The organism is Riemerella columbina DSM 16469 (genome assembly GCF_000374405.1).
In the GTDB taxonomy this organism is placed as follows: domain Bacteria; phylum Bacteroidota; class Bacteroidia; order Flavobacteriales; family Weeksellaceae; genus Riemerella; species Riemerella columbina.
This window is the reverse complement of sequence record NZ_KB894220.1, coordinates 38712-55013: the sequence shown is the minus strand read 5'-3', so window position 1 is coordinate 55013 and position 16302 is coordinate 38712. Positions and strand designations below refer to the sequence as shown.

Genomic DNA, 16302 nt, shown 5'->3' with positions numbered 1-16302 from the left:
TCAAATTAATGATAGATTTTGATCATTTTAAAGATTAATGGAAACTCCTAATCCCCCATTATTTCCTATTTCTGCGAAAACACCAAATTTAGGTGAGAAAAAATAGCGAGCCCCAATATGGGCACCCAATCCAAAAGTTTTACCTAAAACCCCAACATCTAAACCAGGATAAATATCCAATTCATCAGGAAGGTTTAAAGCGTCTTGTAGATGATAGTTGGCTCTACCATAAAGGAAAAAGCCTTCGTTTTGGTTTTTATTAAAGTAAAAATTCGCTCCGCCACCTAGTGAAATGGCATCAGACACCCCATAATCGAAAGTACCAGAAAGCCCAGAGCCATAGCCCCATGCAGAAAGTCCCACTTGAACTTTTTTGTCGCCTTGTCCGTTCCACGCTTGTGCAAAAGTCATTTGTCCTAACACAAGCATCATTAAAATTAACACACCTTTTTTCATAATCTTTTTATATTTTTGTTTTATTCATCATCAAAGATACGGTTTTTATATCGTCTATCTAACGGTGTCACCATTAAAATTATTATAAAAACATGAAAATAGTTGCTCTAAACCTTGATATTCAATGGAAAAATCCCCAAGAAAATTTTAAAATTATTGAGGTACAGTTTGAGAATATAGAAGCCGACCTTTTCCTGTTGCCAGAAATGTTTACCACAGGATTTTGTATGGAGGCTAACGACATTGCGGATAGAGAAGATACCACCTTAAATTGGATGAAAAGTTTTGCTTATCAAAAGCAAGCAGCAATTTGCGGGACAGTATCTGTAAAGGAAAATGAACATTTTTATAACCGATGCTACTTTGTAATGCCCGATGGTTCTTCCTATTATTATAATAAGCGTCATTTATTCTCTTACTCTGGTGAGGATAAAATTTATACGCCAGGTAGCCAACGCGTGATAATGTCTTATAAAGGAGTAAGATTTTTATTGCAAATCTGTTATGATTTAAGATTTCCAGTATTTAGTAGGAATAAAGGAGATTATGATGTGGTTTTATATTTAGCCAATTGGCCACAGCAGAGAATAGAGGCTTGGCAACATTTGCTGAAAGCGAGAGCCATAGAAAATCAAGCCATTGTATTTGGTGTTAATAGAACGGGAAAAGACGGCAATGGGCTATCCTATCCCGAAAGCACCTATGCTTACCATCCATCGGGAGCGTTAATTTCTCAACAAGAGGATAACTTGGTAATGCTTGATTTAGATACCGCCGACCTCCAACAATTTAGAGCGAAATATCCGTTTTTAAAAGACGCAGACCTCTTTGAGTTGAAATAATTAGTTGGTATGGTCTAAAATAATCTTCCAACCGTCTTCAAACTTTTGGAAAATTAAAGAATAGATACCACCAATATCTTTAGGCTGTCTTTTTAATGCCCAATTGCCCGTTACTAGGGCGTAATTTTCGCCCAGCATTTTCACTTCGATATTAGAGAAGCTAAGCGTTCCCATTTCTGCTTTGGTACGATAAGCCTTTTTATAATTCGCTAAGGTTTGTTCCCAGCCATAAGTTTTACCTTTAGAGCCTATAAATACCAACTCGGGACTGTTCCAATAGCCTTGCATAAAACCTTCCAAATCCCCTTGGTTCCAGCTGTCCTGTTGGGTATGCATTACGGAAATAATATCTTTCTCTTGGGCAAAAAATAAGGCGGATAAAGATAATGCGACGAAGATTAACAATCGTTTCATGAGGTATATTGTTGCAAAAGTTGGATTAAAGTATTCACATCGTGGACACCATTGCCACGCCAAAGTTCTTCCCCATTTTTAAATAAGATGAGGGTCGGCACAGACCTTACACTTTGGTCGGCTGCGATTTGCGGATAGCGGTCGATATCTATTTTTACAATCCTCGCCGCATCGCCTATGGTTTTCTTTACGGGTTCCAAAACTGAAGATTGCACCTTACAAGGCTGACACCAAGTGGCAAAAAAATCAATAAGAACAGGCTGCTCCGATTGGATTAATTCTTGAAATTTTTGTGACATAATTTGTGTTTAGTTTGAAATTTCTTTTTGTAGCGATTGCCATCCACCGCCATCATAGACGATAAATCCATTGTTTTTCAATACCGATACCGCAGAAGCACTTCTCACACCACTGGCACAACAAGTAATTACGGGATGGTTTTTATCGAGTTGATGGGCTTTCTCATTGAGGTCTTGCAATGGAATGTTGATGGCTTTAAAAATATGTCCTCCAGAAAATTCCTCAGCGGTGCGTACATCTACAATTTGAGCCCCGTCTTCCACCAATTGACGAAAGTCGGGACCGTTTTTACCAAATAATTTTTTAAAGAAGTTCATAATAGATCGATTAATGATGCAAAGATAGAGAAATAATTTCTTAGATTTTAGATTTTAGCAGTAGGCAATAAGCCATAGGCAGTATATAACACAAAACTCTCACCTTCTAAAATCTAATTTCTAACATTCTCTTGCACAATAAAAAAATTATTGTACCTTTGTCGTCGTTATGACACGCCACATCAATAACATAAAAATTTCTCAAAAAAACTACCCAAATAATTTGGTGGTTTCAGAAAATTGTGTAAACACACACACACACACACACACACACACACACACACACACACACACACACACACACACACACACACAAGTTAAAACCCGCGTAGCGCGCGTATTATACAACTTTTTTTCGAAAAAAGAGATTAGAGGCGAGAGCTTAGAACTTAGTTTTTTTACAGCTATATGCCGTAGGCTAAAGGCTTCAGGCAATCACTCAATATTCGCTTTAGGCAGTAAGCAGAAAGCGATAAGCCACTTATCACTTATAACTCATCGCTTTTACCCTGCCGTAGGCAGTAAGCCGAAGGCAGTAGGCAATAGTTTAGAGCTTAGAGGTGAGAACTTAGAACTTAGTTTTTTGAGTGCAGATCTCTCATCACTCAAAACTTACAATTTATAACTTAAAAATTTAGTCTTATGAAAAAAAACATTACAAAATTAATTGGGCTGGTAGTATTTCTAAAAACAGCTACGGGGCTTGTTTACGGACAATATGAAGGTAAAGTCGGCATCAATACACAGACGCCTAAAGCCACACTAGAAATAAATGTAGCTAATATTAATAAAAATGCTACGACCAAAGAGGGCGTTTTGATTCCAAGGGTTAGTAGAAAAAGAGCATCCGATATGGGCATTGGATTAGAAGAATCTACATTGATTTATATTGATGATATTACAGGCACCGCTACGGGCACTACCGCCAATGTAGACGCTACGGGCTTTTATTATTTTAAAGAGAATAAATGGCATAAACTAGGTGCAAATGCGGTAGCCTCTACTAATACGCGCTATGTATGGAATACCAGAACAGATAATGGGACAACCATTACGGTTGGACCAAATGATGATCTAATTCGTATGACAAATGATGCTGGTGGAAACATCATTATGCCTAATGTTGTTACAAGTAGAGGACGGCACTTATGTTTCTATAATGAAGGTTCAGGTGGTTTTGTTATGGGTCCAGATGATGAAGTTGGTGTTTCTGGCGTTCAAGCGGGTTTATCAGCATGTTTTATTTCAGATGGCGTAAACTGGGTGTCAATAAGTGCATATTAATCAATTAAAATAATTTAGATATGAAAAAAATATACATACTAGCAGGATCATTGCTTATAACTCAATTAACTCAAGCACAAATTAGAACTAACCAAAAAGTAGGCGAGAATTTAGTTCCAAATTCTACGGCATTTCTAGATGCTTCTTCATCTACAACATGGAATGGCAGTATAAATATTGGTAAAGGCTTAGTTTTTCCAAGAACCAATTTGGTTACCCTAACCACTTTGGTGCAATCAGGACCCAATGTAGCTAATAATTTCCCAACGCGTATGGATGGGATGATTGTATATAACACGGAACAAGGAATTTCTGGAATAGGTAATGTAGAAGTAAATCCTGGGTTTTATTATTATGAAAATAAAACCAATAACCTTAATGGGGGGACTTGGAAGCCTCTAGCCAATAATGTTGTAGGTAAGGATGGTAAAACTCTACGCCATGGTACTGGAGCACCATCTAATACTTTGGGAAATATTGATGATTTTTATATAGATACACAATCTCAAAAACTATATGGGCCCAAAACCAATTCTGGTTGGGGTACCGGTGTATCTATAATAGGCCCAAAAGGTGACAAGGGCGATACTGGTGCTGTAGGTCCAGCAGGACCTCAAGGCCCAAAAGGAAATACCGGTGCTACTGGAGCACAAGGGCCTTCTGGCGTGGTTAACGCAACACGAGGGATAACCTATGACGCAAACAGTAAAACAGTTTCTTTACCCGCAGGTGCTAATGGACAAGTATTAAAATGGAACGGCACCGCTTGGGCACCAGCTAGTGATGATAATAGTAATACTAATATTTACACTAATGATGGTACACTAGCTTCTAATCGTACGGTAACAATGGGGAATAAAACTTTAAAATTTACAGGCGGACTTACCACTTTCGAAGCTAACTCATATTACCCATTAACTATAAACTCTACCAACGCGAATGGTGGTGGCTTAGCCCTTGTTACCAATGGAGATGCCACAAAGCGAGTAGAATTAAGTGTAAAGCAAGACGGTAACTTCAGACTATGGGCAAATGGAGACCGTATGACTATTGACAGAACTACAGGGAATGTAGGGATAGGTACATCGGATCCTTCAGAAAAATTACATGTACAAGGAAATGTTAGAGTAAGCTCATTGGCTGGTAATGGAAACCGTGTGGTGATGGCAGATGCTAATGGTATCCTTAAAACAGGGGACGCTAGCAGCCTGGGCAAAACTTACAGTGCAGGAACAGGTATAGAAATAAGTAATAGCAATGTCATATCTACCAAGTCACCAGTAAGTACAAAAACAAGCAATTATACCTTAGCTACTACTGATAACGGAGGCTATGTTTATATCAATACATCAGGTGCTTCTACGGTTACCATTCCTTCTGGTTTACCTGCAGGCTTTAGTTGCGTAGTTGTACAGCAAGGTACGGGACAAGTAACGGTAGTAGGTAGTGGGGTAAGCTTACTCACCGCTAGAGGTACTAAAACCAGAACGCAGCACTCAGCTATTGGTGTGATTAAAAGAACGAATAATGAGGCTACCATTACGGGAGATGCTATAAAATAATAAATGAGACAATAAACTTAAACGAACTAACAAATGAAACAATTTCAATTAACGTTATTAAGTCTACTTAGTTGTTTTGGCTTTGTCAATGCTCAGGTTGTTTTAGAGGCCTTAGAAGGGGTAACATTTACGCTTCCAAGTAATGCCAGATTACAGAGTGTTGAAAAGTTTATTCCATCTTTTTATGACAATAATTACATGCCTTATATACAACCTACTACTAATGCGACTTGGGATGTTAATGTTAATCCTGATAATACTACAGAGCCATCTGTAGACTATCAGGGAACCATAACTACTAGTGGAACTATTGTAGAAATTCCTTTTTCGGCAACTGGCTCGGGATCAATTCCTGCGGGGTATTTTACAGCAAATGTACCCGCTTATAAAACACAAGACAACATATCAAGGACTTTAGTATTATCTTGGCAAGCGACCTCTTATACCAGTAGCACAACTAAAATTATAGCGACTATTAAGTCCATAGGAGGAACATTGAATGTAAAAAAATTAGATATTAATGCAGGAATTGGTAATGACGGAAAAGGCGTAGAATTAGTTCAATTCCATTATCCAAAAAATACTAATGGTAATGAGAGTGTTTTTACATTAAGAGTTATTCCTGGAATACCGGACAAACAGTTTGGCGACGGTGTTCACGATTACTTGTATTATCCTGTGGTAGACAATCATGGTAAGATATGGTTAGACCAAAACTTAGGAGCTGATTATTCTAATATACATTCACCATTGTTTCATCCGTATTATAATCCTACTATAGATGATCGTCATGCTTTTGGTGATAGACATTCTTACATGGGTAATGTTTGTCCTACAGGATTTCGTGTCTTATCAAAAGAAGATCTTCCCGCTACTCATCCTGATTATTTGAATGGAAAAATGAATATTGCAAACAACGCTACCACTTCTTGTAGTGTGTCAGGTACACCTTTTTGTCCTGGAGGAGGATGTGGGTGGAGTTTAAATGAACATATATTCACCCCAAACCCTTCTGAATATGATATTTCTTTTATATATTATGTAAATCAAAACTGCAGGTTATCGGAACAGCATTGTTATATTAGATATATATTGTGTAAATTTAGAACAAGTTCTGATTGGAGTGTTTATGGTGGAGCACGTTGTGTAAAAGATTGACGGCTTATGATGAGCTAAGGTCGATTAAGGCAAAAATGCAGTAGTCACGAGCGGATCTAGAGTAGAGGCTAACCTATTTGAATTATGTTAAATAATAAGGAATTTTAAATTATATAAACCTAAGTTCGATTAATATTTTTAAGAGAAATAAGTTGTATAAAAAGAGAAATAGTTGTGTTTTTAAGTTCCTAAAATTCAAATATTTAACAACTATATCTCATAATTAATTACAACAGAATTACGAATATTTTTTGTGTTGTAGATGAAAACGAAGGTTTGGCGTAGCCAATTTTATAATGATTTTGAAAAATTCACTAGCCTCCCAAAAAGAAACTTAAAATGAGTAATGCTGAAGTGATCACCATAATGCTCCTAACGACTTTAGAAATTTTAAGCATTTTTACATTTTCTATGTTCAAAAGCATATGCACCTCCAACGGTTTCTTATTAACCGATTCATAGAACTTATGTAATCCAATATCATACGCTTACCACTTTAGCAAAATGGAATTAACACTGTAGAAACAACCATATAAAAAATAAAATTTAACCCATAAAAAGTAAACTATGAACAATCTAAAAGCCTGGCTTCGCCCCAACCTCCTCACCAAAGATGATAAAAATGATTTTATTGCTGTACCACTTTCCAACGGTAGCATCGGCATTAAAGAAGTAATAGAAGCCCTACAAAAAGANGGCATGGAAATCCAAACCGAAACNGCCATAGATATCATCACCCGCTTTAACCGTAAAGCCTCGGAGCTGGTACTCAATGGGTATAGCGTAAACACGGGTTTGGTCTATATGCGTCCTGCCATAAAGGGCGTGTTCTATGATAAATCTTTTGACAAAGAAAAGCACTCGGTGTATGTGAATGTAAACCAAGGCTTAGAATTAAGAAAAGCCAGCGAAGATACCAAGGTGGAAATACTCGGCGAGCAAGCCAGCCCGATGAGCCTATTTAGCATTACCGACAAGGCAACAGGCAAAACCGACGGTACCCTCACCAAAGGGAAAAACGCCGAAATTAAAGGAACTTATATTAAGGTAGAGGGCAGCGACCCTAAAAATGGTATTGTCTTTAAAAACTTAGACAACAACCAAGAAACCAAACTCCCTATGGAAAACATCGTCCTTAACGAACCTTCGCGCTTGCTTATTTTGGTGCCAGCGGATTTACCTAATGGTAATTATGAAGTGAGTGTAACTACGCAGTTTAGTAAAGGTAATACCAAACTGAAAGAGCCAAGGAAAGAGGTTCTATCTATAACAGTAGTTATATCTTAGTTTATCATTTGCTAAGATGGCTAAAGCCACGCCCATTAAAACTTAAGCGTGGCTTTTTCCGTGTTTAGGTGGCGTCTTATAAGACAACCCTCTGTTGTATTATAAGACAACGAGGGGGTGTATAGTCGTACACCACATCCGCGTAAAGGCGTGTTATAATTCTTGGGTGATTAAAAATACATTTTCGTTGGTTACACCTACTACTTCATGTTCTACATTTACAGGGATTTCATAAGTGTCCCCTACTTTTAAATGAAGTGTTTCCCCGTTGATATGAAACTCTACCTCACCTTTTACCATCACAAGAGTGGCAGGTACCGCCGTGATGTGTTTCTTCATCAGAGTATTTTTACCCAATCCCACTGCAAAGTATTTAATGTGGTCATTTTTTTTGATGATTGCAACGCTAGGTTTGTCAGCGTTGAACTGAAGTTGTTCTAAGATATTCATTTTTTGTAAAGATTTTACGGTGCTCCAAGAGCCCCCATTATACAATAGTTTATAATTATGTTGATTTAATACATTTTGTGCCTTTTCTGCACGCCTTCCACTTCGGCAAAAAAGCACCAGATTTTTATCTTTTGGCAAATCGCCTAAGTGTTGTTCTATTTGGTCTAAAGGAATGTTAATCGCTCCTTTAGCACTGCCCTCGGAAAATTCTTCGGGTGCTCTTACATCAATAAGCAAAGTGTTTTTGCCATTGATGATGCTACCCAAAGCGGTGTGTTGAGCCTTTATTGTCATTAGTCCAAAACAGCAAAGTAGCGTGAAAAATAATTTTGTACTTTTCATTATTAATTTAATTTAGAAGGACATACAAAATCTGTTTTTGGGATGTTGGTGTCCTTTATTTTATTATAACCACCATCAATTTCTACAAAGTTTCGGATACCTCTAGAATTAAGAATACTCGCGGCAATCATACTTCTATAGCCGCCTGCACAATGGAGAAAAAACGGCTGGTCGTCAAGTTTGCTTGCCCAATCGTTAATTTCGCTTAAAGGGTAATTATAAGCGTCTACAATATGTTCCGAGGTATACTCTCCTAAATTTCTTACATCTACCACTTTAGCCTCTTCGGTGTATTGATTTTCAAACTCTTGAGCGGAAATTCTTTTAATGGTATCCATTTCTTTTCCTGCATTTTTCCAAGCCTCGAATCCACCTTTTAGATAGCCTAAGACATTATCAAACCCTACACGAGATAATCTCGTAATGACTTCCTCTTGAGTGCCTTCATCACAAACCAAAACGATAGGCTGCTGTACATCTACAATCATGGCTCCGACCCAAGGTGCAAACCCTCCTTTAATACCGATATTAATGGCATTGGGAATGAAGCCTTTGTGAAAATCTGCGGCACTACGCGTATCTAAAATTAGAGCATGATTTTGTTCTGCGACAGCCTCAAAATCTTCTACGGAAAGTGGTGTGTTGGCGTGTTGCATCACTTCGTCAAAACTACGATAGCCTCCTTTGTTCATCGCGACATTCATCCCAAAATATTTTGGCGCTGCCGATAATCCATCTAAAACCGCTTTGATAAAGGCTTCTTTATTAGGCTGGTTGAGTGCATAATTGATGTTTTTTTGGTTACCAAGACTATCTACGGTTTCCTTCATCATATTTTTACCACACGCTGAACCCGCACCATGGGCTGGATAAACGGTTAAGTCGTCGTTCAATGGTAAGATTTTATTATACAAACTCTCGTAGAGCATACCTGCCAATTCTTCTTGGGTAAGATTAGTGGCTTTTTGAGCCAAGTCAGGACGCCCCACATCGCCAAGGAATAGGGTATCCCCACTAAACAATGCGGTATTATTTCCGTTTTCATCAATTAAAAGATAGCAGGTGCTTTCCATAGTATGCCCAGGCGTATGTATGGCTTTAATTTTAACATTACCTAAAGGAAATATTTGTCCATCTTCTGCAATAGTAGCTTCAAATGCTGGTTGTGCCGTGGGTCCATAGATAATTGGTGCTCCCGTTTTTTTACTTAAATCCAAATGCCCCGAAACAAAATCGGCGTGGAAATGGGTTTCAAAAATATATTTTAAAGTAACCCCATCTTTTTCCAATCGGTCTAAATAAGGTTGTACTTCTCTTAAAGGATCTATAATAGCGGCTTCTTTGCCATCAGTTATATAATAAGCCCCTTGTGCAAGACAACCAGTGTATATTTGTTCTATGTTCATCGTTTTTTTTATTTTAATAAAATTTCTTTAATAATAATATAAATGCTCATCATCAGGACAAACCAGCCAAAAATAGGCTTTAGTTTTTTACCATCTATTCTTTTCGATAATACTAATCCAATAACAATGCCTACAATGGATAAACTGACGAATGTTAATAAAAACAGCCAATCAATGGTCATTTTGTCTAATGAACTGAGAAAGCCCATTAAGGAATTAATGGAAATGATAAATAATGAGGTACCAATGGCTTCTTTCATTTTTAAGCCCAACAACATCACTAGTGCAGGAACAATTAAAAATCCGCCTCCCGCACCAATGAGTCCCGTGGCTATCCCCACGAGTAGTCCTTGAGAAACCAGCAATATATTTCTATGCGATGATGGTTTTGGAGGAGTGTCATTTGCATGAGTTTTAGAAATCATTTTATACGATGCCAATAACATGAGTATGGCAAATAGCAACAGCAGGAACATATCTTTGGTTAAGGTAATTCCCCAACGGTGGATAATGTATTCTGGTAAATGTGGCACAACCAATCTTCTCGAAAAAATAACACCAAGTAGAGATGGTAATCCAAATAACAATGCTACATTAAGCTGAACTTGTTTAGACTTAAAATAACCGACCGAGCCGACCAAACTGGTACACCCCACTACAAATAAAGAATACGCCGTTGCGGTTACAGCATCTAATCCAAATAAATAAGCAAAAACAGGAACACTTAAGATACTCCCACCACCACCTATTAGCCCAAGAACGAGTCCAATAATAATTGCAGAACAATAGCCTAAGAATTCCATGAATAAAGTTTATGAAATATTAAGAACTTCGATAGTATGTGTGCCAAAATCAATTTGGTCGCCTACTTTAGCCTCTTTAATTTTTGAGAAAATAGGGGCGCTTTCGGAAATGCAAATCACATCTTTATCATTAAATCTAAACGGCGATACAGAAATACCTACGAAAATATAGTTTTTATCGGTTTCTATTAAAGCACCAGACTCTATACCTCCGTGTGTTTCATTAATAGATTGTTCTAAAAACGCGAGGTTTTGTTCTGCATTTTTCACTAATTGTTCATACCGCAATTGCATATCCTTAGCTTCAGTTTGATGCGAAAAGTCCTCTGGGTCGTGGGTCGCTTCCTCATCCATATCCGAAGCGGTACGAAAACGATTCACAGAGTTCTGAAAATTATCTATGACTTTTTGTTGCTCTTCAATAATTTTTTTGATGATATCTTCTTTTTTCATTGTATTTTATTATAAAAGTTGAGATAACAAAGATACAAAATTTTATGAGTTATCGGAATAATAAGGTCATTAAAACCTCAAATTTCATCCCTTTTGGTAAAACAAAAATCATTACCTTTGCATAAAGAATTTAATTAAAATTAAACACTGTAATACATCAACACTATGGCATTAATTAAATCAATTTCAGGAATTAGAGGAACCATTGGAGGAAAGGTAGACGATAATTTAACTCCGCTAGATGTGGTTAAGTTTACCTCAGCCTTTGGAACTTGGTTACAAAATACCAAAAACAAAAAGGATTTGACTTTAGTTATTGGTAGAGATGCCCGTATTTCTGGAGCTATGGTATCATCTTTAGTGGTAGCCACTTTACAAGGTTTGGGAATAGATGTCATTGATTTGGGACTCTCCACTACACCAACGGTAGAAATTATGGTGCCAGAATTAAATGCAGATGGCGGGATTATTTTAACTGCCTCTCACAACCCAAAACAGTGGAACGCACTAAAACTTCTTAACGAAAAAGGGGAGTTTATCAGCGGTGATGATGGCGCTAAAGTTTTAGCCCTTGCCGAAAGTGAAGATTTTAATTATGCCGAAGTAGATGATTTAGGCGCCTATACTACGCGTGATGACGCCTTTGATATTCATATTAAGCAAATTTTGGACTTACCCATGGTAGATGCCGAGGCTATAAAAGAGAAAAAATTTAAAGTAGTATTAGATGCGGTAAATTCTACGGGTGGTTTGGCTATTCCTCAGTTACTAGAGAAATTAGGCTGTGAAGTTGTGAAATTGTACTGTGAACCTAATGGTCATTTCCCACACAATCCAGAACCATTAAAAGAACATCTTACTGATATTTGTGAGTTGGTAAAAAAAGAACATGCTGATTTAGGTGTTGTTGTAGACCCAGATGTAGACCGATTAGCCCTCATTGATGAAAAAGGGGAAATGTTTGGCGAAGAATATACTTTAGTCGCCGTAGCAGATTATCTTTTAAGACATAAAAAAGGGGTGGCCGTATCTAACTTATCTTCGAGCCGTGCGCTAAGAGATGTTGCCAAAGGATTAGATTCTGATTATAAAGCCAGCGCCGTTGGGGAAGTGAATGTAGTCAGTTTGATGAAAGCTGAAAATGCCGTAATTGGTGGGGAAGGCAATGGTGGCATCATCTACCCAGATTTGCACTATGGCAGAGATTCTTTAGTGGGAATCGCTTTGTTTTTAACCCATTTAGCAAAAGAAAACAAAACCGTTTCGGAATTAAGAGCGACTTATCCAGCGTACTTTATGGGCAAAAAGAAAATAGAATTAACTCCAGATATTGATGTAGACGCCCTACTAGAACAAATGAAATCCAGATACCAAAATGAGAAAGTTTCTACCATAGATGGGGTGAAAATCGACTTTGAAAATAATTGGGTACACCTTAGAAAATCTAATACAGAACCTATCATTCGTATCTATACCGAAGCCAAATCTCAAGAGGAAGCAGAGGTATTGGCGGATAAAATAATAGCAGAAATAAAATCTATATTGGCTTAGAAATTGTTGATAGCCAATTAGTGAGTTATAATATGGAAGAATTTTTTGAAAACGAGTTGGCTCGACAATTCGAGGAAATGATAGAAAATAACGAGGAGCGTTATTTTGATACGGGAGATTTGGAGGAAATCATCATCCATTATCTAGAGCTAGGAGATATTTCTTTTGCAGAAATGGCGGTTAATTATGGCTTGCAACTGCACCCGCATTCTATCGATATTAAAACAAAAAAATTAGAGGTTCTGTTAGAACTTCAACGCTATACTGATGCTAAAAAATTAATCAAAGAATTACAAAGTATAGGTCTGGAGACTACGGATTTATTAGTATGTTGTGCGAAATATTATTCCGTACATGGAAACTCCAAACGCGCCATTGAGTATTGTGAAAAAGCCTTATCTTTTAACGAAGAAGAAAACTTTTTGCATAATTTTATCGCAGATGAATATGTAAATTTAGACGACCCTTTTAACGCGCTAAAGCATTATCAACTGGCACTTAAAAACGACCCTCAGGATGATTATGCTTTGGAAAATACAATACTCTGTTTTAATAAACTTAACAAAAACGAAGAGGCGTTAGAATTTATCACACATTATATTGAAGAATTTCCTTTTTCTGAAACCGCTTGGTTTGAGTTGGGGCAATTTCATTTCAATAGAAAAAATTATGAAGAAGCCATTCGTGCCTTTGATTATTTATTAGCTATCAATTCAGAATCGGTAGGGGTGTATGCTAACAAAGCTGCTTGCTATGAAGCCTTGAAAGATTGGGATAATGCTATCTTGGTCTATTTTGAAATGTTGGAAATGGAATACACTAAGGCTTATACCTATTATCGTATTGGACTTTGTCACAAGGAAAATCAGCAACCGATTTTAGCGATGAAGGCATTCCAACAGTCGCTTAGAGAAGACCCACAGTTTTATCTTTCGATGATGGAACAATCTTATCTCTACGAAGAGATGGGAAGGATGCACGAGGCATTGCATTTTGCTAAGGAAGCGACTTCTCTTAATGAAGACAATTTAGATTACCAAAAGCGATTGGCATTTTTATATATTGATGCTCAGCAATTTGAGGAAAGTTTAGAATGCCTTAAAAAATTAGTGGAAGGAGAACCCAATAGGTTTTATAATTGGTATGCGTATTCGGAAGTACTGATGCTGGTAGAACATTATCAAGAGGCAGTAACCGCGCTAAATGACGCCTTAAAAATTCATAACAGAGCTGAATTATTTTATCAACTAAGCAATGCCTATTTTAATTTAGGTAAGCGTTTGGAAGCTCGGGAAAATTTAGCCATTGCCTTAACTATGGAACCTCAGTTAGCGCAAGACATGCTACAAAAATATCCATTTATAAAAGATGAAGTAAAAGGCTCTAAAACCAAAAAGCGCAAAGAAAACTAATCGGGTATTGCTTGGATTTTAAACTCTTGTTTTAATAAAGAAAGCTGGAATTCGTACCATAAACTTTTGGGAACTTCGGATACAATAATACAGCGTTTCATAATATTTTCTCGAGTGCTGATTTGCGAAAACCAATCATAAAAGCCATAGCCCGTAATAGTGCCATGTTCAATGAAGATAAAAGATTTTTCGCCTCTGGTGCGTCCCGTGCCTGTCAGTAAGATATTTTTATCTTTAACATTCACTAAGTCGTATAATTCTAATTCCGAAAACGGTTTGTTTTCGATGTAGTTTAAGGCTTTTTTGGCTTGGGAAATCGTTTTAAAACGAAGAATAGGGTATTTGATATGCTTACGAACCGCCCAATGTCCCTGCTCAAAAGTCAAACCATAAGGAAAATGTACATCAGAAGAAAGTTGTTTAGTGTTGATGATAAGCGCCGCCAGCAATTCCGTAGCCACTAAATCATAAGAGATATGCTCGGTTTGATTTTGGACTTTTACCCATTTTTTAGATGGCGAGTGAAATATTTTTTTTGCGAACTTAAACATATCATCGGCATACTCGGTGTGCAAAATATCCCCTTTTCTATTTTGAAAATAAACGATGCCTTTTGTAGCGGGCAAGTCTTCCGTTAGGGATTTAATTTTATTGATATAACTTTTAGACTTATTTTCCTGCTGATGTTGCTGGATAATTTCTTGGGACTCGTCTTTACTCAACAAAAGTTTAAACAAATCCAATGTTGCTCTAGCATCACCCGCGGCACGGTGCCGGTCGGCAATGGGAAATCCTAGAGATTTAGACAACTTTCCCAAGGAGTAACTTCCTTCATTAGGAATCAATTTTTGGGCTAGAGGAATGGTGTCTATGGTATTGCGTTGAAAGTCGTAACCCAACTGCTTAAAGGATTGTTTTAACATTCGATAATCAAAATCCACATTATGCCCCACCAAGGTCGTATCCTCGGTAATCTCAATGATTCTTTTGGCTAATTCATGGAATTTAGGTGCGGTTTTTACCATTTTTGGAGTGATGCCCGTTAGTTTTTGTACAAAAGGTGAAATCTCGGCTTCGGGATTTACCATGGAGCTAAATTGGTCGGTAATTTTATGACCATCAAACTGATAGATGGCAATTTCTATAATGCTTTCTTTGCGGTACGCACCGCCGTTACTTTCGATATCTAAAATGGCATACATCGGCTAAACCTTAAATCCTTTTGCAAACTTGAGGATATTTTTATAGAAAAGCAAATGTTTACGCTATGGAACTTATTGCCTATTTTTTATAATCCCCACTAATTTCTAATCTCTCACTTCTAAGGTCTAATATATAGGTTCTAATTTCTTAAATTTGGGTATACTCTATTATTTATTAGAAATTTCTTGACCCTCGAAAAGATGTATTGAGTTTATCTGGATTATCTCTATTATCTGAAAACATGATAATTTTGATAGTTTTAACCGATATTAAATAATAAATACTGAAGTTTTTAAGTATAAGTATTCTTTTAATGTTATTCTTAGTTCCAATAATATTACTCCCGAATAAGGATTCACCCTTAGTATTTCTAAATTTTTAACTAATTCTGAAGCTATTTTTAAAGCATAAGTATAGACTGATTGTGTTCAATCCAATATTTTAAAATATCATAATATTCTTTTTCTGCTAAAGGATGCCATTTTATTTGATATATATTTTCATAGCCTTTTCCTGTACAGCGGTATCATCCACCATATTATCAACATCTTCGCATCTTTTATTTAATTCGGTTAAAACCGATTGATGAACCTCGATATTCTTATCTTCTATTTTAATGTCTTTTGCTTTAAATTTTTTCAATAACTCTTCTAATAATTGAATATCCGAGTTGTTGATTTCAGCACTGATTATTGAAGTGTTCATATGATAAATATTTTTTCAAAGTTAATTAAATTTTTATTAAAAACTGATATATAAGAAAGTGTTTTAAATGCCGTTTTAAATTTTTTCTACTTTCTCTTTGTTTTAATGTGACATTACAATCATTTAATAATCAAATCATTAAAAATTTTAAATTATAAAAACAAAAATAAATTTTAACATAATTAAAATTATTTTTAACTTTATGAAAAATAATTTTTGATATAATGAAACTACCCATACAATGTCCCAGTTGCGATGCTGCCCTTCGCGTAAGCGAATTAACTTGCACCCATTGCGAAACCATCATTCGTGGCAATTACGATTTGCCCTTGTATTTACAACTTTCGAGAGATGAGC

Annotated in this window: 17 protein-coding genes and 2 pseudogenes; 9 read left to right on the top strand and 10 right to left on the bottom strand. The window is 36.6% G+C overall.

The annotated features are described in order from the left end of the window. Window positions 1-27: 27 nt before the first annotated feature. On the bottom strand, window positions 28-456 hold the full coding sequence (locus C237_RS0102805) for a DUF6646 family protein (RefSeq protein ID WP_018674976.1): 429 nt from the start codon (window positions 454-456) through the stop codon (window positions 28-30). 92 nt (window positions 457-548) lie between these two features. On the opposite strand from C237_RS0102805, the gene C237_RS0102800 reads away from it, so the two are divergent. Further along, window positions 549-1298: a nitrilase-related carbon-nitrogen hydrolase gene (locus C237_RS0102800; protein WP_018674975.1), complete on the top strand. Its 750-nt coding sequence runs from the start codon at window positions 549-551 to the stop codon at window positions 1296-1298. On the opposite strand, the gene C237_RS0102795 is transcribed toward C237_RS0102800, so the two are convergent. From C237_RS0102795 to C237_RS0102785, 3 genes are read right to left on the bottom strand one after another with little or no spacing between them, the layout of a single operon-like run. Beyond that, a complete protein-coding gene (locus tag C237_RS0102795; RefSeq protein WP_018674974.1) occupies window positions 1299-1712 on the bottom strand; it encodes a YybH family protein in 414 nt (137 codons plus the stop codon). Further along, on the bottom strand, window positions 1709-2011 hold the full coding sequence (gene trxA / locus C237_RS0102790) for a thioredoxin (protein WP_018674973.1): 303 nt from the start codon (window positions 2009-2011) through the stop codon (window positions 1709-1711). The genes C237_RS0102795 and trxA overlap by 4 nt, the downstream gene beginning before the upstream one ends. 9 nt (window positions 2012-2020) lie before the next feature. After that, window positions 2021-2332 (bottom strand): rhodanese-like domain-containing protein, encoded by a 312-nt coding sequence (locus C237_RS0102785; protein ID WP_026315452.1) that lies wholly within the window; start codon window positions 2330-2332, stop codon window positions 2021-2023. 639 nt (window positions 2333-2971) lie between these two features. Here C237_RS0102785 and C237_RS13860 point away from each other — a divergent pair. The 5 genes and pseudogenes from C237_RS13860 to C237_RS0102765 all read left to right on the top strand — a co-directional run bounded on the left by C237_RS13860 (window position 2972) and on the right by C237_RS0102765 (window position 7620). Further along, the gene (locus C237_RS13860) at window positions 2972-3613 is read left to right on the top strand and encodes a hypothetical protein (RefSeq protein WP_018674971.1); all 642 of its coding nucleotides are present in this window, start codon (window positions 2972-2974) and stop codon (window positions 3611-3613) included. A 20-nt stretch (window positions 3614-3633) separates the two neighbouring features. Further along, window positions 3634-5175: a collagen-like triple helix repeat-containing protein gene (locus tag C237_RS15075; RefSeq protein WP_018674970.1), complete on the top strand. Its 1542-nt coding sequence runs from the start codon at window positions 3634-3636 to the stop codon at window positions 5173-5175. 33 nt (window positions 5176-5208) lie between these two features. After that, window positions 5209-6333, top strand: coding sequence for a hypothetical protein (locus tag C237_RS0102770; RefSeq protein ID WP_018674969.1), 1125 nt, complete (start codon window positions 5209-5211; stop codon window positions 6331-6333). Between the two features lie 219 nt (window positions 6334-6552). Further along, a pseudogene (locus C237_RS15190) lies at window positions 6553-6803 on the top strand (IS982 family transposase); the annotation flags it as partial. Window positions 6804-6900: 97 nt separating this feature from the next. After that, complete coding sequence (locus tag C237_RS0102765) at window positions 6901-7620, top strand: DNA-binding domain-containing protein (RefSeq protein ID WP_018674968.1); 720 nt, start codon at window positions 6901-6903, stop codon at window positions 7618-7620. A 153-nt stretch (window positions 7621-7773) separates the two neighbouring features. On the opposite strand, the gene C237_RS0102760 is transcribed toward C237_RS0102765, so the two are convergent. Genes C237_RS0102760 through C237_RS0102745 form a run of 4 tightly spaced genes read right to left on the bottom strand, consistent with a single transcriptional unit; the run spans window position 7774 to window position 11074 of the window. Continuing rightward, the gene (locus C237_RS0102760; protein WP_026315451.1) at window positions 7774-8412 is read right to left on the bottom strand and encodes a rhodanese-like domain-containing protein; all 639 of its coding nucleotides are present in this window, start codon (window positions 8410-8412) and stop codon (window positions 7774-7776) included. Window positions 8413-8414: 2 nt separating this feature from the next. After that, the gene (locus C237_RS0102755; RefSeq protein ID WP_018674966.1) at window positions 8415-9818 is read right to left on the bottom strand and encodes an MBL fold metallo-hydrolase; all 1404 of its coding nucleotides are present in this window, start codon (window positions 9816-9818) and stop codon (window positions 8415-8417) included. 8 nt (window positions 9819-9826) lie between these two features. Next, window positions 9827-10621 carry a sulfite exporter TauE/SafE family protein gene (locus tag C237_RS0102750; RefSeq protein ID WP_018674965.1) on the bottom strand — a complete coding sequence of 265 codons (795 nt, stop codon included), beginning with the start codon at window positions 10619-10621 and terminating at the stop codon, window positions 9827-9829. A gap of 9 nt (window positions 10622-10630) precedes the next feature. Beyond that, window positions 10631-11074 carry a hypothetical protein gene (locus C237_RS0102745; RefSeq protein ID WP_018674964.1) on the bottom strand — a complete coding sequence of 148 codons (444 nt, stop codon included), beginning with the start codon at window positions 11072-11074 and terminating at the stop codon, window positions 10631-10633. Between the two features lie 165 nt (window positions 11075-11239). On the opposite strand from C237_RS0102745, the gene glmM reads away from it, so the two are divergent. After that, window positions 11240-12625 (top strand): phosphoglucosamine mutase, encoded by a 1386-nt coding sequence (glmM, locus tag C237_RS0102740; protein ID WP_018674963.1) that lies wholly within the window; start codon window positions 11240-11242, stop codon window positions 12623-12625. A gap of 32 nt (window positions 12626-12657) precedes the next feature. Beyond that, window positions 12658-14037, top strand: a complete 1380-nt coding sequence (locus tag C237_RS0102735) for a tetratricopeptide repeat protein (protein WP_018674962.1) — start codon at window positions 12658-12660, stop codon at window positions 14035-14037. Here the strand turns inward: C237_RS0102735 and C237_RS0102730 are convergent. Next, the gene (locus C237_RS0102730) at window positions 14034-15239 is read right to left on the bottom strand and encodes a 3'-5' exonuclease (protein WP_018674961.1); all 1206 of its coding nucleotides are present in this window, start codon (window positions 15237-15239) and stop codon (window positions 14034-14036) included. The two genes, C237_RS0102735 and C237_RS0102730, sit on opposite strands and share 4 nt — an antisense overlap. Before the next feature lie 484 nt (window positions 15240-15723). Next, complete coding sequence (locus tag C237_RS0102725) at window positions 15724-15945, bottom strand: hypothetical protein (RefSeq protein WP_018674960.1); 222 nt, start codon at window positions 15943-15945, stop codon at window positions 15724-15726. Window positions 15946-16169: 224 nt separating this feature from the next. Between C237_RS0102725 and C237_RS15185 the strand changes: the two are divergent. Next, window positions 16170-16232 (top strand): annotated as a pseudogene (locus C237_RS15185) (DUF2089 family protein); the annotation flags it as partial. Window positions 16233-16302 lie beyond the last annotated feature (70 nt).